The sequence below is a fragment of the Streptomyces sp. NPDC107559 genome, assembly GCF_055657365.1.
Window position 1 is genome coordinate 183,414 of record NZ_JBVKBD010000013.1, and the last position, 19,136, is coordinate 202,549.

General features: G+C 72.0%; 22 protein-coding genes. 12 read left to right on the forward strand and 10 right to left on the reverse strand.

Annotated elements, in window-relative coordinates:
• Window positions 1-9: 9 nt before the first annotated feature.
• Window positions 10-141: a hypothetical protein gene (locus ACZ7OY_RS31805; RefSeq protein ID WP_471914628.1), complete on the reverse strand. Its 132-nt coding sequence runs from the start codon at window positions 139-141 to the stop codon at window positions 10-12.
• A 10-nt stretch (window positions 142-151) separates the two neighbouring features.
• Between ACZ7OY_RS31805 and ACZ7OY_RS31810 the strand changes: the two genes are divergently transcribed.
• Complete coding sequence (locus tag ACZ7OY_RS31810; protein WP_471914629.1) at window positions 152-355, forward strand: hypothetical protein; 204 nt, start codon at window positions 152-154, stop codon at window positions 353-355.
• A gap of 61 nt (window positions 356-416) precedes the next feature.
• Here ACZ7OY_RS31810 and ACZ7OY_RS31815 read toward each other — a convergent pair whose 3' ends face one another.
• On the reverse strand, window positions 417-1,082 hold the full coding sequence (locus ACZ7OY_RS31815; RefSeq protein ID WP_471914630.1) for a hypothetical protein: 666 nt from the start codon (window positions 1,080-1,082) through the stop codon (window positions 417-419).
• Window positions 1,083-1,418: 336 nt separating this feature from the next.
• Here ACZ7OY_RS31815 and ACZ7OY_RS31820 point away from each other — a divergent pair, with 336 nt between their 5' ends.
• The 6 genes from ACZ7OY_RS31820 to ACZ7OY_RS31845 are packed head-to-tail and all read left to right on the forward strand — an operon-like array spanning window position 1,419 to window position 7,102.
• The gene (locus tag ACZ7OY_RS31820; RefSeq protein WP_471914631.1) at window positions 1,419-2,159 is read left to right on the forward strand and encodes a DUF1684 domain-containing protein; all 741 of its coding nucleotides are present in this window, start codon (window positions 1,419-1,421) and stop codon (window positions 2,157-2,159) included.
• 48 nt (window positions 2,160-2,207) lie between these two features.
• A complete protein-coding gene (locus tag ACZ7OY_RS31825) occupies window positions 2,208-3,725 on the forward strand; it encodes an ABC transporter substrate-binding protein (protein WP_471914632.1) in 1,518 nt (505 codons plus the stop codon).
• Window positions 3,725-4,690, forward strand: coding sequence for an ABC transporter permease (locus tag ACZ7OY_RS31830; protein ID WP_471914633.1), 966 nt, complete (start codon window positions 3,725-3,727; stop codon window positions 4,688-4,690). Before ACZ7OY_RS31825 ends, ACZ7OY_RS31830 begins: the two co-directional genes overlap by 1 nt.
• Window positions 4,687-5,544, forward strand: coding sequence for an ABC transporter permease (locus tag ACZ7OY_RS31835; protein WP_471914634.1), 858 nt, complete (start codon window positions 4,687-4,689; stop codon window positions 5,542-5,544). The genes ACZ7OY_RS31830 and ACZ7OY_RS31835 overlap by 4 nt, the downstream gene beginning before the upstream one ends.
• On the forward strand, window positions 5,541-6,341 hold the full coding sequence (locus tag ACZ7OY_RS31840) for an ATP-binding cassette domain-containing protein (protein ID WP_471914635.1): 801 nt from the start codon (window positions 5,541-5,543) through the stop codon (window positions 6,339-6,341). The genes ACZ7OY_RS31835 and ACZ7OY_RS31840 overlap by 4 nt, the downstream gene beginning before the upstream one ends.
• A complete protein-coding gene (locus ACZ7OY_RS31845; RefSeq protein WP_471914636.1) occupies window positions 6,338-7,102 on the forward strand; it encodes an ABC transporter ATP-binding protein in 765 nt (254 codons plus the stop codon). The genes ACZ7OY_RS31840 and ACZ7OY_RS31845 overlap by 4 nt, the downstream gene beginning before the upstream one ends.
• A gap of 53 nt (window positions 7,103-7,155) precedes the next feature.
• Here the strand turns inward: ACZ7OY_RS31845 and ACZ7OY_RS31850 are convergent, their stop codons facing one another.
• Window positions 7,156-8,628 carry a 3-hydroxybutyrate oligomer hydrolase family protein gene (locus ACZ7OY_RS31850; protein WP_471914637.1) on the reverse strand — a complete coding sequence of 491 codons (1,473 nt, stop codon included), beginning with the start codon at window positions 8,626-8,628 and terminating at the stop codon, window positions 7,156-7,158.
• 314 nt (window positions 8,629-8,942) lie between these two features.
• Between ACZ7OY_RS31850 and ACZ7OY_RS31855 the strand changes: the two genes are divergently transcribed.
• Entirely contained in the window at window positions 8,943-9,152 is a 210-nt protein-coding gene (locus ACZ7OY_RS31855; protein ID WP_471914638.1) for a DUF2180 family protein, read from the forward strand.
• An 82-nt stretch (window positions 9,153-9,234) separates the two neighbouring features.
• Window positions 9,235-9,693, forward strand: coding sequence for a Fur family transcriptional regulator (locus tag ACZ7OY_RS31860; RefSeq protein ID WP_471914639.1), 459 nt, complete (start codon window positions 9,235-9,237; stop codon window positions 9,691-9,693).
• 45 nt (window positions 9,694-9,738) lie between these two features.
• Here ACZ7OY_RS31860 and ACZ7OY_RS31865 read toward each other — a convergent pair whose 3' ends face one another.
• Both ACZ7OY_RS31865 and ACZ7OY_RS31870 read right to left on the reverse strand, forming a co-directional pair.
• Window positions 9,739-10,476, reverse strand: a complete 738-nt coding sequence (locus ACZ7OY_RS31865) for a L,D-transpeptidase family protein (RefSeq protein WP_471914640.1) — start codon at window positions 10,474-10,476, stop codon at window positions 9,739-9,741.
• Window positions 10,477-10,738: 262 nt separating this feature from the next.
• Window positions 10,739-11,110, reverse strand: coding sequence for a VOC family protein (locus ACZ7OY_RS31870; RefSeq protein ID WP_351610220.1), 372 nt, complete (start codon window positions 11,108-11,110; stop codon window positions 10,739-10,741).
• A gap of 160 nt (window positions 11,111-11,270) precedes the next feature.
• On the opposite strand from ACZ7OY_RS31870, the gene ACZ7OY_RS31875 reads away from it, so the two are divergent.
• On the forward strand, window positions 11,271-12,341 hold the full coding sequence (locus ACZ7OY_RS31875) for a zinc-dependent alcohol dehydrogenase family protein (RefSeq protein ID WP_471914641.1): 1,071 nt from the start codon (window positions 11,271-11,273) through the stop codon (window positions 12,339-12,341).
• A 71-nt stretch (window positions 12,342-12,412) separates the two neighbouring features.
• Here the strand turns inward: ACZ7OY_RS31875 and ACZ7OY_RS31880 are convergent, their stop codons facing one another.
• The 4 genes from ACZ7OY_RS31880 to ACZ7OY_RS31895 form a co-directional block, all read right to left on the reverse strand.
• Window positions 12,413-13,333 (reverse strand): pyridoxamine 5'-phosphate oxidase family protein, encoded by a 921-nt coding sequence (locus tag ACZ7OY_RS31880; RefSeq protein WP_471914642.1) that lies wholly within the window; start codon window positions 13,331-13,333, stop codon window positions 12,413-12,415.
• Window positions 13,334-13,448: 115 nt separating this feature from the next.
• The gene (locus ACZ7OY_RS31885; protein ID WP_351610227.1) at window positions 13,449-13,736 is read right to left on the reverse strand and encodes a DUF1876 domain-containing protein; all 288 of its coding nucleotides are present in this window, start codon (window positions 13,734-13,736) and stop codon (window positions 13,449-13,451) included.
• A gap of 80 nt (window positions 13,737-13,816) precedes the next feature.
• Window positions 13,817-14,812 carry an Acg family FMN-binding oxidoreductase gene (locus ACZ7OY_RS31890; protein ID WP_471914643.1) on the reverse strand — a complete coding sequence of 332 codons (996 nt, stop codon included), beginning with the start codon at window positions 14,810-14,812 and terminating at the stop codon, window positions 13,817-13,819.
• A gap of 161 nt (window positions 14,813-14,973) precedes the next feature.
• Window positions 14,974-15,255 carry an SHOCT domain-containing protein gene (locus ACZ7OY_RS31895; protein ID WP_471914644.1) on the reverse strand — a complete coding sequence of 94 codons (282 nt, stop codon included), beginning with the start codon at window positions 15,253-15,255 and terminating at the stop codon, window positions 14,974-14,976.
• Window positions 15,256-15,961: 706 nt separating this feature from the next.
• Here ACZ7OY_RS31895 and ACZ7OY_RS31900 point away from each other — a divergent pair.
• Both ACZ7OY_RS31900 and ACZ7OY_RS31905 read left to right on the forward strand, forming a co-directional pair.
• Complete coding sequence (locus ACZ7OY_RS31900; protein WP_471914645.1) at window positions 15,962-17,155, forward strand: anhydro-N-acetylmuramic acid kinase; 1,194 nt, start codon at window positions 15,962-15,964, stop codon at window positions 17,153-17,155.
• 238 nt (window positions 17,156-17,393) lie between these two features.
• Window positions 17,394-17,999: a hypothetical protein gene (locus tag ACZ7OY_RS31905; protein ID WP_471914646.1), complete on the forward strand. Its 606-nt coding sequence runs from the start codon at window positions 17,394-17,396 to the stop codon at window positions 17,997-17,999.
• Window positions 18,000-18,042: 43 nt separating this feature from the next.
• Here ACZ7OY_RS31905 and ACZ7OY_RS31910 read toward each other — a convergent pair whose 3' ends face one another.
• Window positions 18,043-18,426, reverse strand: coding sequence for a hypothetical protein (locus ACZ7OY_RS31910; RefSeq protein ID WP_471914647.1), 384 nt, complete (start codon window positions 18,424-18,426; stop codon window positions 18,043-18,045).
• Window positions 18,427-19,136: the final 710 nt, after the last annotated feature.

Here is a 19,136-nt window from a genome sequence, read left to right on the forward strand (position 1 = left end):
GTCTCCCGCTCAGCCCCGCAGCAGCGTCGCCGCATGGCTCATGAACGCGGTGAGCGCGAGCTGAAAGGGGCTCTGAGCGCGGCCGGTCTCCGAGGCGGCCGACAGCCGTGGGGTGGCGGTACCGTCCTCGGGCTTCCGCATCGTCTCCAGGGTGGCGGGGCACCCCACGGCCACCACCGTGGCGAAGGCGATCACCGAGCGGACCCGCGACCGCACGATGGCCGCCGCCCTGACCGTTCCCGTGATCGGTGTCGCCGCGTACGGCTGCGCCGCCCGCAGGCTGGAGCGGCGCAACCTCGCGCAGTGGGACACCGCCTGGGCCCGTACGGCACCGCGGTGGACGACCTCCACCTGACCCGTCCCCGATACCGCAGCCCGGCGGCCGCTCTCCCGCGACTCGATCCGCAGGACAGGTTCTAGCCGCAGCGAGGACCTTGGGAGACCACTCCGTTCACGTCCACACGCGCGGTGGCCGAAGCGGACCCGCGTCGCAGGCCGAGGGTCATGGAGCCCAGTCGGCGTTCCGTGAAATGGACGGCGTACACGATGCGTCTGCCCTCATACAGCGTTTCGACCCTGTGCACCTCGACGGGCTCGCCCGCGCAGGTCGCGGACGTGACCTCCTGGTGGTCCGCGGCCAGCAGCACGGTCCATCCGGGGTCCGGGGCGTAGCCCAGCACGGTGATGTACGGACCCTTGCGGAGCGGTATGGGGTGCGGCAGACACGTCACCACGCTGAAGCCGCTGAAGCCGCCGACGTCGGCGGTGCAGAACCGCTCGTCCCGTGTCTGCCAGACGAAGCTGGAGATCCCGCTCTCGGTGCGCACCTCCACGAAGCCCCGCTCGTCGGGGGCGTCCTTGCCCTGCTGGTCCGGCTGTGACCGCAGCCATTTCTCCGAGGCGGCCCGGGCGGCGGCGTCGGTGTCGGCGCCGTCCCGGACCGACGGGGCCGGGGCCTTCGGCCGGGCCGACTTCGCCGTCGGCTTCGGAGCGGCGCCGCCGCTGTCGTCACCGCCGGTGGAACAGGCCGCCAGGACCGACATCACCAAGGCGGCCAGACCGCATGTGAAACGTCTGCGCATACTCCCCATCCCCTCGTCCCCTCCGGCCCCCTCGTCCGCTCCTGATGGTGACGCCCCGGGCCGTCATGAGGTTGCGGTCGCTGGAACATCCCGACGGGCGTACGGCACACGGCTGTTGAGGTCGGGCTCCGGCCCGCCCGGTTCCCCGTGAGGGCCCCGGCCCCTGGGGAACGGTCACCGTGTGTGACGATGGCACGGTGGTCCGGGGGTGCCGATCGCGTGGTCGGTCGTCTCACCTGCCGAGAAGCGGTTTGACATTAGGACAACTTATGACTGATATAGAACATGCTTTGGCCATCAGATAACGATCCGTGATGGTCGTGCCCGTCTAGTCGAATGAGTCACGCCGTGTCCCTGTCCTCCGCCGTCCCGACCCCCGCAGACCCCGGGGAGGAGTGGAACGTCTGGCGTGCCGGGCGTCTTCGGGCGCTCCCCGCGCCGACCGGGAATCTCGCCCTCGTGGAGACCCGTTGGCTTCCGGCCGGCGAGGAACCCGACGTCGAGGCGGCCCGCGCCGGACAGCCGGACAGCGTGACGGTCACCACACTGCGCCGCACCGACCTCGTCACCGGCGAGCCCGAGCACGGTCTGCGCTTCTGGGACGCGGACGCTCCCGCCATCCGGAACTTCGAGGGCGTCGAGGCCTTCCCGTACGACCCGGCCTGGGTCCTGGAGGCCACCTACACGCCCGTGCCCGGCGCCCGCCGCATTCCCTTCGAGCACCTCCGGGACAACGGCAGCACCCGCGACCTCGTGGTGCCGGGCGACATCACGCTCACCGTCGACGGCCGCGCATACACCCTCAGCGCCTTCGACGACGACGGCACCCTGCTGCTCGTCTTCGGCGACCCCACCAACGGGGACACCACCTACGGCGCCGGCCGCTTCCTGTTCGTCCGGCGCACCGACGACGACAGCCGCGTCGTCCTGGACTTCAACCGGGCCTTCGTGCCGCCCTGCGGATTCTCCGATCAGTACAACTGTCCGATGCCGCCGCGGCAGAACCGCTTCCACCTGCCGGTCGAGGCCGGCGAGAAGCGCCCCGTCTTCCGCGACGGCTTCCTCGCGCAGCACTGACCGGTCCGCAGCCCTCCTGTTCCACCCAGCACGAAAGCGCCCCGAACCATGCGACTCAGCACGTCGACCCTCTACGTCACCGCCACCACGGCCGCCCTCGCCCTCGCCCTCACCGCCTGCGGTGCCTCCGGCGCGAAGAGCACCTCCGCCGGCACCTGGGACAAGAACGCCACCGTCAACATCGGCTCCCTGTACGAGCCGCAGAACCTCGACAACACCGCGGGCGGCGGCCAGGGCGTCACCGAGGCCCTCAACGGCAACGTGTACGAAGGCCTGTTCCGGCTCACCGACGACGGCAAGGTCGACAAGCTCCTCGCCCAGGACTACCAGGCGTCGGCAGACGGCCTCACGTACACCTTCACCCTGCGCAGCGGGGTGAAGTTCCACAGCGGCAAGGAACTCACCAGCGCCGACGTCAAGTACAGCCTGGAGAAGGTCCTCGCGGACGACTCCCAGTCCGCCCGCAAGAGCAACCTCGAGGTCGTCAAGGACATCGCCACCCCGGACGCGCACACCGTCAAGGTCACGCTGTCCCAGAAGTCGATCTCGTTCGTCTACAACCTGTCCTACGTCTGGATCATCAACTCCGAGGCGAAGGACCTGAAGACCGGCGAGGACGGCACCGGCCCCTACACCCTCGCCAAGTGGACCCGCGGCTCCGCGCTGAGCCTGGACCGCTTCGCCGGGTACTGGGGCGACGCCGCCGCCAACAAGCAGGTGGTCTTCCACTACTTCAAGGACGCCACCGCGCTGAACAACGCGCTGCTGACCAACGCCGTCGACGTGGTCACCAGCGAGCAGTCGCCCGACGCCCTGGCACAGTTCAAGAGCAACCAGAACTACAAGGTCAACGACGGCGACTCCACCACCAAGCTGCTGCTGGCCTTCAACGACAAGGCCAAGCCGTTCACCGACGTCAAGGTCCGCCAGGCCGTCTCCGCGGCCATCGACGACCAGAAGCTCCTGGAGTCGGTCTGGGGCGGCTACGGCAAGCCGATCGGCTCCATGGTGCCGCCCACCGACCCCTGGTACGAGGACCTGACCAAGGTCAACGCCTACGACGTCACCAAGGCCAAGAAGCTGCTCGCCGAGGCCGGTTACGCCAAGGGCTTCTCCTTCACCCTCGACACCCCGAACTACGACCCGCACCCCACCGCCGCGACCTTCATCAAGTCGCAGCTCGCGAAGGTCGGCATCACCGTCGAGATCAACACGATCACCCCGGACGAGTGGTACACGAAGGTCTACAAGAACCACGACTTCACGGCCACGCTCCAGGAGCACGTCAACGACCGCGACCTCGTCTGGTACGGCAACCCCGACTTCTACTGGGGCTACGACAACAAGCAGGTCACCCAGTGGGTGGCGCAGGCCGAGGAAGCCACCACCACCGCGCAGCAGACCGAACTGCTGAAGAAGGTCAACCGGCAGACCGCCGAGGACGCGGCCAGCGACTGGTTGTACCTGTACCCGCAGATCGTCGTCGCCGGCAGCAAGCTCTCCGGCTACCCGCTCAACGGCCTCAACTCCCAGTTCTACGCGTACGACATCAAGAAGCAGGGCTGATGGGGCGCTATCTCCTGCGCCGCTTCGCCTTCCTGCTGGTCTCGCTGGCCCTGGCGAGCGTGGTGCTGTTCGTCCTGCTGCGCCTGCTCCCGGGCGACCCGGCCAACGCGCTCACCTCGGTGGGCGCGAGCCCGGAGCAGATCGCCGCGGCCCGCCACTCCATCGGGTCCGACCGGCCGCTGCCCGCGCAGTTCACCCACTGGCTCGGGCAGCTGGCGAGCGGCGACCTCGGCACGTCCTTCGTCAGCTCGCTGCCGGTCGGCCCCGAGGTCGCAGCCCGCCTGAACGTGACCGTCCCGCTGACGCTGGCCGCGTTCGTCCTGGCCGTCGTCATCGCCGTACCCGTCGGCTTCGTGGCCGCGCACAAGCGCCACACCTGGTACGGCGCCCTGCTCAGCGGGATCTCCCAACTGGGCATCGCGGTACCGGTGTTCTGGCTCGGCATGATCCTCATCGCGGTGTTCGCGCTGAACACGGGCTGGCTTCCCTCCGGCGGCTTCCCGCTGGACGGCTGGTCCGCGCCCGCCGACGCCGTACGCTCCCTCGTGCTGCCGGTCGTCACCATCGCCCTGGTGATGAGCGCCTCCCTCATCCGCTACGTCCGTTCCGCCGCCCTCGACGTGCTGGGCAGCGACTACCTGCGCACCGCCCGCGCCCTGGGCGCCTCCTTCCCCAGGGCCATGTGGCGGCACGGGCTGCGCAACGCCTCCGTCCCGGTGATCTCCGTCCTCGGCATCGAGCTCGCCTCGACGCTGCTCGGGGCCGTGGTCGTGGAGTCGGTGTACGCGCTGCCCGGCCTCGGCTCGCTGCTCGCCACCGGGATCGCCCAGCACGACTACCCGGTGATCCAGGGCGTCCTGTTCGTGTCCACGCTCGCCGTGCTGGTGATCGGCTTCGCCGCCGACCTGGTCCAGCGGCTCATCGACCCGCGGCTGCGCGGCCGTCTCTCGGGAGGTGCCCGGTGACGTACACGGACGTCCTGCGCAAGCCGGCGGCGGTCCGCCGCCGGCGTTCCGCCACCCTGCTGGCCGGCTGCACACTGACCGCCCTGATCGCGCTGCTCGCCGTCGTCTCGCTGGTCTGGCTGCCCTACGACGTCGACGACACCTCCGGCGGCCGGCTCGCCGGGCCCGGCGACGGACACCTGCTCGGCACCGACAAGCTCGGCCGGGACCTGTTCACCCAGCTGATGACGGGGTCGCGGATCGCGATCGAGGCCGGACTCGGCTCGGTGACGATCGCCGCACTCGTCGGTGTCGTCCTCGGCGTGCTCGCCGCGTTCGCGCAGGGCTGGCTCGACGACACGCTCGCCGCGTTCCTCGACATCCTCATCGCGTTCCCGACCCTGCTGCTGGCGATGCTCGTCGTCGCCGCCCGCTCGGCCACCCTCGGCTCGGCCGTCCTCGCGATCGGCCTCGCCCAGAGCGCGGTCGTCGCCCGGCTGGTGCGGATCCTCGTCAAACGGGTCCTGGCCCAGGACTACGTCACCGCCGCCCGCACCTCGGGCACCTCCTGGCCGCGTACCGTCGCCGGACACGTCCTGCCGAACATCTGGCCGACCCTCGTGGTCAACCTGGCCCTCCAGTTCGGCCTCGCCGTGCTCGCCGAGGCCGGTCTGTCCTACCTCGGCCTGGGCGCACCGCCGCCCAACGCCTCCTGGGGCCGCATGCTCCAGGAGGCGCAGGCCACCTTCACCACCGCCCCCGCCGGCGCGCTCGCCCCCGGCATCCTGCTCGTGGTCCTCGTCGTCGGGGTCAACCTCGTCGCCGACGGACTGCGCGACACCCTCGACCCGGCGACCCGCCGGAGGCGGTCATGACCCTGCTCGACGTACGCGGCCTGACCGTGCGCACCGACGACGGGCGCACCCTGGTCGACGACCTCTCCTTCACCGTCGACAGCGGCGAACGGCTCGGCCTGATCGGCGAGTCCGGCTCCGGCAAGTCCCTGACCACGCTCGCCGTACTGGGCCTGCTGCCCGACGGCATGACCGCCACCGGCAGCGTGGAGCTGGCCGGCACGCAGATCGTCGGCGCCCCCGAGAAGCGGCTCACCGCGGTCCGGGGCCGGGACGCGGCCGTGGTCTTCCAGGAGCCCCTGACCGCCCTCGACCCGCTGATGCGGGTGGGCCGCCAGATCGCCGAACCGCTGGCCCGCCGCACCGGCCTGCGCGGCCGCAGCCTGCGCACCGCCGTCACCGAGGCGCTGCTGCGGGTACGGCTGCCCGAGCCCGAGCGGATCGCCCGCGCCTTCCCGCACGAGATCTCCGGCGGCCAGCGCCAGCGCGTCGCCCTGGCCATGGCCCTCGCCTGCGAGCCGAGCCTGCTCATCGCCGACGAGCCCACCACCGCGCTCGACGTGTCCGTGCAGGCCGAGATGCTCGAACTCCTCGACACGCTCGTGCGCGAACGGGAGATGGCCGTGCTGTTCGTCAGCCACGACCTCGCCGTCGTCGCCGAGGTCACCGACCGCGCCCTGGTCATGAAGGACGGCCGGGCCGTCGAGGAAGGTCCCGTCCTGGACGTCGTCGGCGCGCCGCGGGCCGCGTACACCAAGGCGCTCGTCGCGGGCGCCCGCAAGCTGGAGTCCGCCCTGGACCTGAGGAGCGCGCGATGACACCCGTGCTGGAACTGACGGACGTGGCCGTGCGCTACCGAGGGGCCGCGGCCGACGTCGTACAGGACGTGTCCCTCGCCGTCGAGCCGGGGCAGTCCCTGGCCCTCGTCGGCGAGTCCGGCGCGGGCAAGACCACCCTGCTGCGGCTGCTGCTGGGACTCGCCCGCCCCACCGCCGGCACCGTCCGCTTCGACGGCGAGCCGCTGTCCCCGCGCGACCGGCGGCAGATGCGCCGCTTCCGGCGCAGCGTCCAGTGTGTGTTCCAGGACCCGTACTCCTCCCTCGACCCCAGCCGGTGCGTCGCCGCGATCGTCGCGGAACCGCTGCGCTCCCTCGGCCTGGACACCCGGGCGAGTGCCGCGCCCAAGGTGGCCGCGGCGCTGGAGCGGGTCGGCCTGCCCGCCGACGCCGGCGAGCGCTACCCGCACGAGTTCTCCGGGGGCCAGCGCCAGCGCATCGCCATCGCCCGCGCCATCGTCTGCGACCCGCGCGTGCTGCTCGCCGACGAACCCGTCAGCGCCCTCGACGTCACGACCCGGGTGAAGGTCGTCGACCTGCTCGCCGAGCTCAAGGAGGAGCGGCAGCTGACGCTGGTGATGGTCTCCCACGATCTGTCGGTCGTCGCCTCCCTGTGCGAGCGCACCGCCGTCCTGGAGCGGGGCCGCCTGGTCGAACAGGGTGACACCCACCAGGTGCTGGGCGCCCCGGAACACCCCTACACCCGACGCCTGATCGACAGCGTGCCGCGCCTGCCGGTCTGACCCGGACGAACCCCGGCCCGCCGTCGGTCCGCCGTCGGTCCGCCGTCGGCCCGTCAGCCGGACGACGCCGTCCGGCCCAGCGGGCAGTCGGTCAGCAGGGTCGCGGGATCCGCTCCGGCCGGTCGCAGGACCGTGTGATCCGCAGGCGGCAGGCCGTCCCCGCTCAGCCACCGTTCCAGCGCGGTGAACGCGGAGCGATGGCAGGGGACCATGGGGCGCAGCCGGTCCGGGAAGACGTCGACGAGCGAGTCCGTGTGCGTACCGTCCTCGATCCGGTAGTAGCGCAGCAGCGCACCGCGCCCGGCGTCGTGCACCATGCGGGCGTAGACGTCGGAGTCCCGGCCGATGGGCAGCAGCACGTCGAGGGTGCCCTGCAGGGTGATGAGCGGCTTGCTGATCCGGCCGGTCAGGGCGATGCGGCCGACGGCACGGCGCACCTGCTCCGGCCGGGTGGCGTAGGAGTAGTCGGCGTCGCAGTCCGGGGTTCCCGGGGCGCAGAACGGGGTGCCCGCCTCGACGGTCCCGTCGAAGCCGGGGTCGAGTTCCTCGCGGTAGATGCGCTGGGTCAGGTCCCAGTAGACCTGTTCGTGGTACGGCCACAGGAACTCGGAGCCCGCCGGGTACCCGGCCCGGTGCATGGCCTCCAGCGCTTCCGCGGCGCCGGGGCCGCCGGCGGCGTACACGGGGTAGGCGCGCAGCGCGGACGGCAGGAAGGTGAGCAGGTTGGGGCCGTCGGCGCGCCACAGGGTGCCTTCCCAGTCCACTCCGCCGTCGTACAGCTCGGGGTGGTTCTCCAGCTGCCAGCGCACCAGGTAGCCGCCGTTGGAGATGCCCGTGGCGACGGTGCGGTCCGGTGGCCGGTGGTAGCGCTGCGCGACGACCGTGCGGGCGGCCCGGGTGAGCTGGGTGAGGCGGGTGTTCCACTCGGCGATGGCGTCGCCGGGTCTGCGTCCGTCGCGGTAGAAGGCGAGTCCGGTGTTGCCCTTGTCGGTGGCGGCGAAGGCGTAGCCGCGGGAGAGCACCCAGTCGGAGATCGCGCGGTCGTTGGCGTACTGCTCGCGGTTGCCCGGCGTCCCGGAGACCACCAGTCCGCCGTTCCAGTGGTCGGGCAGCCGGATGACGAACTGCGCGTCGTGGTTCCAGCCGTGGTCGGTGTTCGTGGTCGAGGAGTCGGGGAAGTAGCCGTCGACCTGGATGCCCGGAACCCCACGGGGCGTGGGCAGATCCCGGGGGGTGAGTCCCGCGAAGTCGGCCGGGTCGGTATGGCCGGAGGCCACTGTTCCGGCCGTGGTCAGTTCCTCCAGGCAGTCGGCCTGCTGGCGGGCCGCGCCCGGTACGCGGATCAGGGCGCGTGCCGCGCAGTGGCCCTCGGGCGTCCCCTGCGCACCGGCGGCGGGTGCGGCCGTGGGCAGGAGCGCGCACACGGCCGCGAGCGACAGCGCGCCGAGGACGGTACGACGTCCGGGCCGTCCGGGCCGTCCGGGACGTTCACGGGGCGGGGCGGTGACGGTGTGCGCTGCGGGCATCCGATTCCTCCGGGTCGAGTGGGGGACAGGCGGGAGGCTAGAGGCGCGATCACCGTGCCGAACATGTGCGGGCCCACCACGTCGGCGGTCCGGACTGAAGCGCCGGACACCATGGGCAATGGCTAGTTTTGACTCTGTCCAAACTGGCGGGCTAGGCTGTCGTCACCGGACGGCCGGCGGGAGATGTCCCGCATCGGTGTCCGATTCCCCGCATGTCCCGTGCGCACCGGCGCGATCGCCCCGGTCTGCCGCCGGGCGGCGCCAGTCACTCGAACCACTCACTTCACGTGGGCCGACCACCGACGGAGTTCACCATGCACTGCTTCGACTGCACCGAGGACGGGAGCGGTACGACGGCCGGCATCGGCGCCTGCACCGGCTGCGGCCTGTTCGTCTGCCGTGATCACGCCCGTATCGTGGGCGCCGGTGTCCAGCGGCCCGTCGGTGTCGTGCCGCGGACCAGCCCCGTCGCGGCCCGGCGCCTGGTCTGCGCCACCTGCCGCACGGCCGAACTCGCCCGCTGACCGCCCGGACGCCCCGGCCGGGGCGACACGGGCTGTACGGTGACGAACGGGACTCGACGGACGCGAGGAGTGTGAGCCGGGCATGGAGCAGTCGGCGGACGACCTGCTCAGGAGCAAGGGACTGCGCAGTACGGCACAGCGGCGAGCCGTCCTGACCGCGCTGTGCGGCCACCCGCACTCCACGGCGGCCGACCTGGAGACGAGGATCGGCGCTGGCGGGTCGTCCGGCAGCGGACTCTCGCGTCAGGGTCTCTACAACGTCCTGGACGACCTGGCCGGGGCGCGGCTCGTCCGCTGCATCGAACCGGCGGGCTCCCCCGCCCGCTACGAGCTCCGGGTCGGCGACAACCACCATCACCTGGTCTGCCGCGGCTGCGGCCGCATCGAGGACATCGACTGCGCCGTGGGGTCGGCTCCGTGCCTCGCCCCGGTGCAGGAACGCGGTTTCGCCGTCGACGAGGCCGAGATCACCTGGTGGGGGCTGTGCGAGGAGTGCCAGCAGGCATCGGCCGGGAGCACGGCCGGAACTGTATCGGCGTGAGCGCCCGCCACCGCGTCCGCGCCTGCCGGTCCGGACCCGCTGATGTCAGCTCCCGAGGCGTTCCCGGTCTCCCATCACCACGACCGGAAGGTTCTCGGGATCGAGGGTGTGCAGCAGTGTCCGCATCCCCGACTCGGGGAGGGTGACACACCCCGACGTACCGTCGCCGTGGTCGAGGTGCAGCCAGATGCCGCCACCCCGCTCCACACCGTCGGGCCGGGACCAGTCGAAGGGCGGGACGCCCTTGCGCCGGTTGTAGTCGACGGCGATGACGTAGTCGAAGTCATGGGCGTGCGCCGCGGTCTGGATCTGCATGGACGCGTAGGCGTGGTCGTCGTACCAGTACCGCAGCCGGCTGCCCGGATCCCTGCGCGCGCCTCCCGCGTCGGTCAGCGTGAACACCCCGGCGGGGGTGCGCTCGTCGTCCATGCGATGGTCCGCCGTCCAGCCCCTCCTGCCGTTGTGGGCGGGCCAACTGCCCGTCCGCTCCCAGGTCGTGCCCTGTTTCTCGTAGAGCGCGACGAGGCCGTCCGGCGAGTCCCGGTCGTCGCCGTAGACGACGACCAGCTGGCGGGTCGCGGCCGGGACCTGTTGCCACATCCGCTCGCCGATGCCCGCGGGACGCAGGTCCGCGGGGCGCAGGTCCGCGGTGACCGGAGGGGGTGAACCCGCCGCCGTCGGGAGACTGCGCCCCGGAGCTCCGCCGGGGCCCGGCCGCTCGGCAGCACCGGCGCACGCCACGGTTCCCGCGAGCAGGACGCCGCAGGCGAGAGCCGCGGACATGGACCGAAGCGCACCGCCGCGCCGCCTCGGCCGAAACGGAAATCGCGTACCAGGGAATGTCCGCATGTCCAGGATCCTGCGGCGCGACGAGGACGAGGCGCATCCGCACCGGGGCAACCGGCCTAATCGCCGTTCCGCAAGACCGTTGGCCGTACGCGTCGTTGCCGGATTCTGATCCGGGTTCGGATTCTGACTCCGATTCGGGTTCTGACTCTGATTCGGGTTCTGACTCTGATTCGGGTTCGGGTTCGGGCCGGGGGTTCTAGGCGATCAGGCTCGTCTTCGGGCGGACCACGCAGAACTCGTTGCCCTCCGGATCGGCCAGTACGGTCCACGACTCGTCGCCCCGCTGACCGATGTCCACCCGCCGGGCGCCGAGCGCGAGGATGCGTTCGATCTCCGCCTCCCGGTCCTCGGCGGCGGACGTCAGGTCGAGGTGCAGCCGGTTCTTGACGACCTTGCGATCCGTCACCGGCATGAAGCAGATGCCCACCGGACCGGACTCCTCCGGCCCGATCACCACCTCCCGCTCACGCTCGGACAGGATCCGCCAGTTCAGTACCCCGGCCCAGAACCGGGCCAACGAGGGCAGATCATGGGCGTCGATGACGATGTGATGCAGCGACAGAGGCATGTCGCTCATTGTGCCCACCGGCCGGCGGGGGAGTTCCGGACCGCTGCCCGCGGGCTTCCGGTCCCTCCGAGGCCGTACGAGTGACGAAGCGGGCGAATGCCGGACAGAATGGAAGTGCAGGGCATTTTCGTCAGTCGAGCGACGGAAGGTGAGGGACGACATGAAAGGCTTCGTCTTCCACGGCCCGGGACAGTCCGCCTGGTCGGATGTCCCCGACCCAGCGGTCAAGGAGCCCACCGACGCCGTCGTGCGGGTCGACACCACCACCATCTGCGGCACCGACCTGCACATTCTCAGGGGCGACCTGCCCGAGGTACGCCCCGGAACGGTCCTGGGGCACGAGGCCGTCGGCGAGATCGTGGAGGTGGGCGACGATGTGCGGACCGTCCGTCCGGGCGACCGCGTACTGGTCTCCTGCATCAGCGCCTGCGGCCGCTGCCACTACTGCCGCGAGAGCGCCTACGGCCAGTGCCGGGGCGGCGGAGGCTGGATCCTCGGCCGCCTGATCGACGGCACCCAGGCCGAGTACGTCCGCGTCCCCTTCGCCGACCTGTCCGTGTACGCCCTGCCCGGCGTGGTCGAGAGCAAGGACGCCGTCCTGCTCGCGGACATCTTCCCGACCGCCTACGAGGTGGGCGTCCGCAAGGGACACGTCCGCCCGAGCGACACCGTCGCCATCGTCGGGGCCGGTCCCATCGGCCTCGCGGCGATCGCCACGGCACGTCTGTTCGGCCCCGAGCGGATCATCGCCGTCGACCTGGCCGCATCGCGTCTCGAGGCCGCCAGACGGCTGGGCGCCGACGCCGTGGCCGACGCCGGCGAGGTTCCCGAACAGCTGGTCGCCGATCTCACCGACGGACTCGGCGCGGACGTGGTCATCGAGGCGGTCGGCGTACCGGAGAGCTTCGAGCTGTGCACGCGCATGGTGCGGCCCGGTGGCCGCGTGGCCAACATCGGCGTCCACGGCGCACCCGCCGTGCTGCACCTCGAAGACCTGTGGAGCAGGAACGTCACCATCACCACCGGTCTGGTGGACACCCACTCCACGCCCACCCTGCTGCGCATGGCGGCGGCCGGCCGGCTGCCCACGGCACAGCTGGTCACGCACACCTTCCTGCCGGACCAGATGGAGGAGGCGTACGACGTCTTCGCCCGCGCCACCGACACCGGCGCCCTCAAAGTGGTCCTCGGGGAGCCGTCGCACGACGAGGTCGCCGTACGGGCGGCCTGAGGCGTCCTGAAGCAGGTTGGGGCGGAGCCACGCCCGGTCATCAGGGGGCCGCGGTCATCAGGGGGCCGCGGTCATCCGGGGGCCGCGGTGATGCGGCGGCCGGTGAGGCGTTCGGGCCGGATCGACACCCACATCTCGCGCACGCCGCCCGCCCACGGTGTGCCGGGGGCCAGCTCGGTGAGCCGGCGCACCGCGTCGGGAGCCGTCACGGCGCTCGCGGGACCCACGGCGAGGACGCTCCAGCCCCTGCTCAGGGCCTCGTCCATGTGGTCGACCTCGAAGGCGACCTCCGCCCCGACGGCCGCCGCGGGCGTGGCGTGCGGGGCGGTCCTGAAGACGATCGCGTCGTCGACGACCGCGTAGTTGACCGGGACGACCGCGGGGTGGCCGTCGGGTGCCGACACCGCGATGCGCCCCACGCCGTGGGTGGAGAGCAGCGCACGGCATTCCTCCGTGTCGAGGTCCTGCAGCTTGGGGTGGAGCAGGGCGTGACCCTGGCCGGGAGGCAGATCCGCGTCGGCGCCGCGCAGAGCGGTCACCGTGGTGCCCAGTGCGTCGGCGAGCCTGATCAGGCTCGCCACCCCCGGGTCGGCGGGCTCTTCCTCCAGGTACCGCAGATAGGCGGGGGACATCCGGGCCCGCTGGGCCGTCTCCTCACGGCTGAGCCCCCGTTTCCGGCGCTCGACGATCACGCGTCGGCCGATGTCACCGGGGTGGGGAACCCGCAGTGCGGCGGCCTCGTACCCGGCTGCCTTGACGCCCCCGCCGGCCGGGTGCGGATCCTGGGCGGGTGGAGGCTGCCCGTGTTCGAGCGGGCGGATGTGCGCATCGGGCCCGGGGAACACCAGGGTCACCTCGCCGGTGTCCGACCAGCACACGTCGTAGGGCGGCGTCCCGTCCTCGTGGTGGAGTCCGATGATCTCGCCGTCGCGTCTGGTGCCCTCGGTCGTCACGTTATCGATGACCAGCCGATCGCCGACGTGAGCCCTCATGACGCCGCCCTTCCCTGAGAGTGGTGCTGTTTCCAACGTGCCACGCGCGGCGGCGGCGCGCAGGAGCTGATCGCCCCGGACACCCGCAGCCCGGGAGCCGGTGCGCCGCCGTCGGTCAGCCGGGCCACCCGGCGACCTGCTGGTCCTCCGGCCGTGGCGTGCCCATGCCCTGGATGTCCTGCTCGGCCGCCTTCAGCAGCTGCCGCGCCAGGTCGCTCAGGCCCCGGCCCGCGGCGAGCTCGTCGCCGATCCGCGGCACGTCCTCGTCCGCGGGGTTGCAGTGCGCGGTGCCCAGAGCGGTGAGCTCGCCCGCGCCGGTGTCCAGCAGCAGCTCCGCCTTCGTCGTTCCCGCGTCGTCCTCGTACAGATGAATACGGACCTTCCATTCCAACGTATGCGACATCGCTCTCCTCCTCGGCTCGATGCGGCTCCGTCCGGACTGACAATCCAGCTTCGTAGGACACGCAGGCCGACGCCATGCGGTCAGTCGCCCTCGATGTCGAGCACCTCGTCCACGGGGCGCCGGGCCGTCCCGGGCCCCGAGGGGCCGTAGCCGAGCCGCAGGACCATCTGGACGAAACCCATGGCGGATTCCGGGTCGCGTACGGTCCAGCGGAGTTCGGGCCACTCGAGGGCATGCGAGGTGAGGGAGGTGGCGAGCCCGTCGAGGGTGGCCCGCAGCAGTACGCGCTCCAGCGCCTGGCCCGCCACCAGCCAGTCCCGTGGCCGGTCGTCCTGGGTGCCCAGAACGGCGAGCTGGGGTGTTTCCTCGAACACGGCGGTCTCCCGGCCGGGCACGGGGTGCCGGCCCGCGAAGTCACGCACGGGTGCCGCGCCGAAGCGCTTTCGCGGGCCGAAGGCTTCCTCCGGCACCCCGTCGCCCGGCTGTCCGGCCGCCGGTGCGCCCACGCGGGTCCAGCGGCTCAGTTCCTCGGCGGCGGCGGAGTCCCGGTCGTCGCGCCCCTCGGCGTCCTGGACCAGATGCAGCAGGGTCCGGACATGCCACGCCCCGGGGAAGACCAGCTGGGCGCCCTCCAGCACGGCGGCACCGCTCAGGGTGTCCTTGACGGCCTGCGGAATCTCCTCGTCCGTGAACGGGTGACGGCTGGTGTGGCGGCGGCGGATCGCCGGATGCAGCGCGGCGAGGTCGTCGTCGGCGGGCGTGGGGCCGGCCAGCCGTACCTCGGCGAGCAGGGCGGGGTCCGCCGGATCGGGCAGCAGCCGGGTGACGGGCTCCCAGCCCGCGTGCGCGGCGGCCACGCGCAGATTGAACACGGCGGCGGCGCAGCCCAGGTGCAGGGCGCGGGTGGTGGGGTCGGCGTGCGGCATGGCGCGGTCGAGGTCCGCGTGCACCTCGAAGGCGCTGTCCGCGCGCCGGAAGCGGAACCTCCACGGCTGGGCGTTGTGCATGGAGGGCGCTGCCGTGGCGTCCGCGACCAGGGCCGTCACGGTTCTCGCGTCGAGTGTGCGTACCGACAACGGACCTGCCTCCCTCCAGGGCCGACCGTTCGTCCACGTAGAGGCGACTTCCGTCCCTTCCACCTGTGCGCTCTTCCCACTATGGCACCGGGGATCAGGCCACGCGCGGCCGTCCGACGGCGTCGCCGGGCGCCTCGGCGGGCACCCGCGCGGACGCCGGATCAGGCCTTGTCGAGCCGGGTACCGCCGCTGCCGCGCAGGACGTCCAGACGGCGGTGGTACTCGTCCTCGTCGATCTCCCCGCGGGCGAACCGTTCGGCGAGCAGCTGCTCGGGGAAGGGCCGGTTCGGGGGGAGGTGGTTCGTCGAGCCGGTGCCGGACGGCCGGGACAGGGCCCGGAACAGCAGAACGCCGACGGTGATGAGGGCGGCCCAGAAGAGGATCATGCCGACCGACATGCCGAACCAGCCCCATCCGCCGGGATCATGGCCGTACCAGAACATCACGTCACCCACTTCCAGGCGGCCGCCGGACCCGGGCCACGCGCCCGTCCTCCCGGCGTCGCACCTCCATTGTCGTCCCGCCGTAGCCGCACGTCATGGGCCGTCGGGCACAGTGCGCCGGGCCGATGGTCCCGGCCTCGCGGGGATGACCGGGACCGTCGGAGGCGGTCACCACGGACGACGGCAGGCAGGGCACGGCACGGATTCGGGCCAACCGTCGGTGACGGCCCCCGGTGACGGCCCCCGGTGACGGCCCCCGGAGACGGCCACCGAAGGCGGCCACCGAAGGCGGCCACCGAAGACGGCAGGCCGGGCACGGATCCCGGCCGTGTCACGGCGGCCCTCGGCCGGGAGGGACGGCACGCTTGCAGGACGGGCACCGCGGCACAGCACCCGTCGTGCCTCGCCGCGTCCCGCTCCGACCGCCACGGACGTTCCCCCGACCGCCACGGACGTTCCCCCACGGAGACGCCATGCCGCACCCGTCGTCGCAGCCCGTGCCGCGACCCGCCCCACAGGTCACGCCGCAACAGTCGCCCGGACCGCACCAGTTGCTCGCGCCGCACCAGCCGCCCGGGCCGCGACCCCGCTCACAACCACCGCTCCGGCCAAGGCTTCTCTCAAGGATCCTGTCACGGCCGACCGTGCCTGCGCCGCGGCCGGCTCTCGTCACCCGGCCCGGGTGGCGGACGGCGGGGGAGCTGCCGTGCGGGTGATCGGCCTGATGTCGGGGACCTCCTACGACGCCATCGAGGCCGCCGCCGCGGACCTCGCCCTGGACGGCGACGTCCTGCACCTGCGCCCGCTGGGGCACCTGTCCGCCCCCTACCCCGACGCCGTGCGCGACCTGATCGCCGCCACGCTGCCGCCGGCCACCACGACCACCCGGGCCGTCTGCACCCTGGACACCCGCATCGGCCAGGCCTTCGCCGCCGCCGCCGAACGCGCCCTGCACGACCTGTGCGACGGCAGGGCGGACCTCGTCGTCTCGCACGGCCAGACGCTGTACCACTGGGTCGAGGACGGCGCCGTGCACGGCAGTCTGCAACTCGGCCAGCCCGCCTGGATCGCCGAGGCCACCGGCCTCCCGGTCGTCTCCGACCTGCGCAGCAGGGACGTGGCGGCGGGCGGGCAGGGAGCCCCGCTGGTGGGCCTGACCGACACCCTCCTGCTGCGCGGCCTGCCCGGCACACCCGCCGCACTCAACCTGGGGGGCATCGCCAACGTCACCGTTCTCGCGCCCGGCACCGACCCGCTGGCCTTCGACACCGGCCCCGCCAACGCGCTCCTGGACGCGGCCGTACGGCACTTCACCGGCGGCGCCCACGCCTACGACGCGGACGGGCGACGGGCCGCGGCCGGCCGGACCCGTCCCGAGCTGCTCCGCTTCCTGCTGGACGACCCCTACTACCGCAGGCCGGCCCCGAAGACCACCGGCAAGGAGTACTTCCATCTGCCCTATCTGCAACGGGCCCTCGCGGCAGTGCTGCCCGCGCCCCGGCCCGACGACGTACTGGCCACCCTGACCCGGCTGACCGCGGTCACCGTCGCCGACGCGTGCCGGGCCCATGGCGCCACCCAGCTCGTCGTGTCCGGCGGCGGGGTGCGCAACCCCGTGCTGATGCGCATGATCGCCGAGGAGCTGCCCGGGGTGCCGCTGCGCCCCAGCCATGAGCTGGGCCTTCCCTCCGACGCGAAGGAGGCGTTGGCCTTCGCGATCCTGGGATTCCTCACGGTGCACGGCCTGCCCGGCACGCTTCCGTCGGGCACCGGAGCCCGGCGGGCGACACTGCTCGGCACCATCACCCCGGGCCGCTCGCCGCTGCGCCTGCCCGAACCGGCCGCGCGCCCGCCCCGCGTGCTGCGGATCGGCCCCGGGCGCCGTACTTCCGGCCGCTGAGACGGAATGCCACCATGGTCCGAGGAGTCCTTCCCACCACCCCCGGGACCATCCATCGGTATCCGACACAACGCCGCTCGACCGCCCCGGCCCGCGGACGCGGACACCCGTGCCCCGGATCCGCCTCTCGGCCCACGCACGGCCGGGCCGCCGGCCCGATCCCGTCACCGCGACCGCCCCACCCCGCCCGGCCCGAGCCGGACCGTCCCGATGTCACCGCCGGAACAGGAGCATGCGCATGCGTCTTTATGCCCAGACCCCAGTGCGTCGGAGCCGCCAGGTGCTCGCGGACCTGATCGCCGTGGTCCTGATCGCGGCCGCGGTGCGGTTCGCCCTGGCCGTCCATCACGTGATCATGCTGCTGGCGGAGCCCGGACGGGAGGCGCAGAGCGCGGGCGACACCCTCGCCGACGGTCTGGGCGACGCCGGCGACGCGGCCTCGAAGGTGCCGTTCGTCGGTGATTCCCTGAAGAAGCCGCTCCTGGCCGCAGCCGACGCCGGCAACGGCCTGTCCGACGCCGGACGGTCGTTGCAGGACACCGTGGGACAGGTCGCCACACTGACCGCGGTGGCCCTGATCGTTCTTCCGGTGGCCTTCGTCCTGGTGCTGTGGCTCCCGCCGCGGCTGCACTGGATCAGGCGCAGCGCCACCACGCGCCGTCTGCTCGACGCACCGGGCGGCGCGGACCTGCTCGCCCTGCGCGCCCTCACCGGGCCGCAGCGTGCGCTCGCCGCGATCCCCGCGCCGCCCGGCGGCCTGGCGGACGCCTGGCGGCGTGGGGATCAGGAGGTCATCTCCGCACTGTCCGCGGTCACGCTCAGGCATGCGGGGCTGCGACCGTGACCCGCGGATGCGGGAGTCGGGTGCGGAGCTCCTGCGGAAGGGTTCAGCCGACTCTGAAGGAGTGGAGCGGGGCGCCGGACACACCTAGGGCGTACGACAGGGCCGACCCGCCCCACGGAGCCCCGGTGCACGTGCTGTTCTCGTACGCGGAGACGGGCCTGATGGTGTAATTGGCCACCGAACGGAAGTAGTTGCCCTCGGGAGCGTTGGGGAACAGTTCGAGCACGGTGTAACAGTGGCCGTCCTGGGGGTTCTTCACGACCAGTCGCGGGGCGAGCAGGATGGAATCCTCCCCGGGCTGGCCGAGTATGACCTGTACGTCGCCTGCGGCGGGCGAGGCCGAGGTGGGCACGGCCCAGGCGAGCAGCAGGGCGGTACCGGCCGCCAGGGCGAGCTTGACCCGGCGGGAGATCGATGGACGGGACATGGACACCTCCGGCGTCTCGAGGTCGTGGCGACCTCTCCGCTCCGGTGGCACGGACCGGGTCCGCGCCGTCGCAGCACTGTCGGACCTCTACGGCCAGTCTGCATGTGGATCGACCCACGCGCATCACCGGTTGCACGAACACGGGCCGGGCGGCGTTCTGCGGCCGATTTTCCGGCCGCTGCCGCCCGGTTGCCGCGCTGTGACAGCAGGGCGGGCCGCCATTGCGCCCGGCCGAGGCATTGATGCCGACCTGGCTCCGATTTCCGTTCCGGTGAACCCGCGATGCGGGGTGGTCCGGCCGCGATCGGTGAACGTGCCGAGGGTGAAATTTGATTGCATTCAACATGAACGCACGTCGGTTCGGAGATGGCGGCACGTCAAAATGCGGAACTTTGCACTTCTGTTCCGTTGAGGGTCGTCCGGTGTCGGACTCGGCTTTTTACCCGGACGTGATTGATCTTGGTCGGATCGGCAGGTCCTGCAGTCAAATGGAGGTGTCGGTTCCTCTGCGGATGCGAGGTGACGGAATGTTTCGTCCGTTTCAGTGTCCATGGAACGAAAGTCGGCGTCTGCATCTGTCCGGCCGATTTGTTTGCGGACAACTTCCTTACGGACAAAGTCATTTGACGCTCCGTCCGCTTCGCGCTTTCCTCTGCTGAGTTTTCTATGGCGCCGTTGTCGAAGAGGCCCGTCCGGGGCCTTGGCGAAGC

Excerpts from the sequence above, each read along its gene's own strand:
- ACZ7OY_RS31840 (WP_471914635.1), top strand. The coding sequence starts at position 5,541 with ATGACCCTGCTCGACGTACGCGGCCTGACCGTGCGCACCGACGACGGG.
- ACZ7OY_RS31860 (WP_471914639.1), top strand. The coding sequence starts at position 9,235 with ATGGAGCAGTCGGCGGACGACCTGCTCAGGAGCAAGGGACTGCGCAGT.
- ACZ7OY_RS31885 (WP_351610227.1), bottom strand. The coding sequence starts at position 13,736 with ATGTCGCATACGTTGGAATGGAAGGTCCGTATTCATCTGTACGAGGAC.
- ACZ7OY_RS31830 (WP_471914633.1), top strand. The coding sequence starts at position 3,725 with ATGGGGCGCTATCTCCTGCGCCGCTTCGCCTTCCTGCTGGTCTCGCTG.
- ACZ7OY_RS31850 (WP_471914637.1), bottom strand. The coding sequence starts at position 8,628 with ATGCCCGCAGCGCACACCGTCACCGCCCCGCCCCGTGAACGTCCCGGA.
- ACZ7OY_RS31805 (WP_471914628.1), bottom strand. The coding sequence starts at position 141 with ATGCGGAAGCCCGAGGACGGTACCGCCACCCCACGGCTGTCGGCCGCC.
- ACZ7OY_RS31825 (WP_471914632.1), top strand. The coding sequence starts at position 2,208 with ATGCGACTCAGCACGTCGACCCTCTACGTCACCGCCACCACGGCCGCC.
- ACZ7OY_RS31875 (WP_471914641.1), top strand. The coding sequence starts at position 11,271 with ATGAAAGGCTTCGTCTTCCACGGCCCGGGACAGTCCGCCTGGTCGGAT.
- ACZ7OY_RS31880 (WP_471914642.1), bottom strand. The coding sequence starts at position 13,333 with ATGAGGGCTCACGTCGGCGATCGGCTGGTCATCGATAACGTGACGACC.
- ACZ7OY_RS31870 (WP_351610220.1), bottom strand. The coding sequence starts at position 11,110 with ATGCCTCTGTCGCTGCATCACATCGTCATCGACGCCCATGATCTGCCC.
- ACZ7OY_RS31910 (WP_471914647.1), bottom strand. The coding sequence starts at position 18,426 with ATGTCCCGTCCATCGATCTCCCGCCGGGTCAAGCTCGCCCTGGCGGCC.
- ACZ7OY_RS31845 (WP_471914636.1), top strand. The coding sequence starts at position 6,338 with ATGACACCCGTGCTGGAACTGACGGACGTGGCCGTGCGCTACCGAGGG.
- ACZ7OY_RS31855 (WP_471914638.1), top strand. The coding sequence starts at position 8,943 with ATGCACTGCTTCGACTGCACCGAGGACGGGAGCGGTACGACGGCCGGC.
- ACZ7OY_RS31820 (WP_471914631.1), top strand. The coding sequence starts at position 1,419 with ATGAGTCACGCCGTGTCCCTGTCCTCCGCCGTCCCGACCCCCGCAGAC.
- ACZ7OY_RS31895 (WP_471914644.1), bottom strand. The coding sequence starts at position 15,255 with ATGTTCTGGTACGGCCATGATCCCGGCGGATGGGGCTGGTTCGGCATG.
- ACZ7OY_RS31865 (WP_471914640.1), bottom strand. The coding sequence starts at position 10,476 with ATGTCCGCGGCTCTCGCCTGCGGCGTCCTGCTCGCGGGAACCGTGGCG.
- ACZ7OY_RS31815 (WP_471914630.1), bottom strand. The coding sequence starts at position 1,082 with ATGCGCAGACGTTTCACATGCGGTCTGGCCGCCTTGGTGATGTCGGTC.
- ACZ7OY_RS31905 (WP_471914646.1), top strand. The coding sequence starts at position 17,394 with ATGCGTCTTTATGCCCAGACCCCAGTGCGTCGGAGCCGCCAGGTGCTC.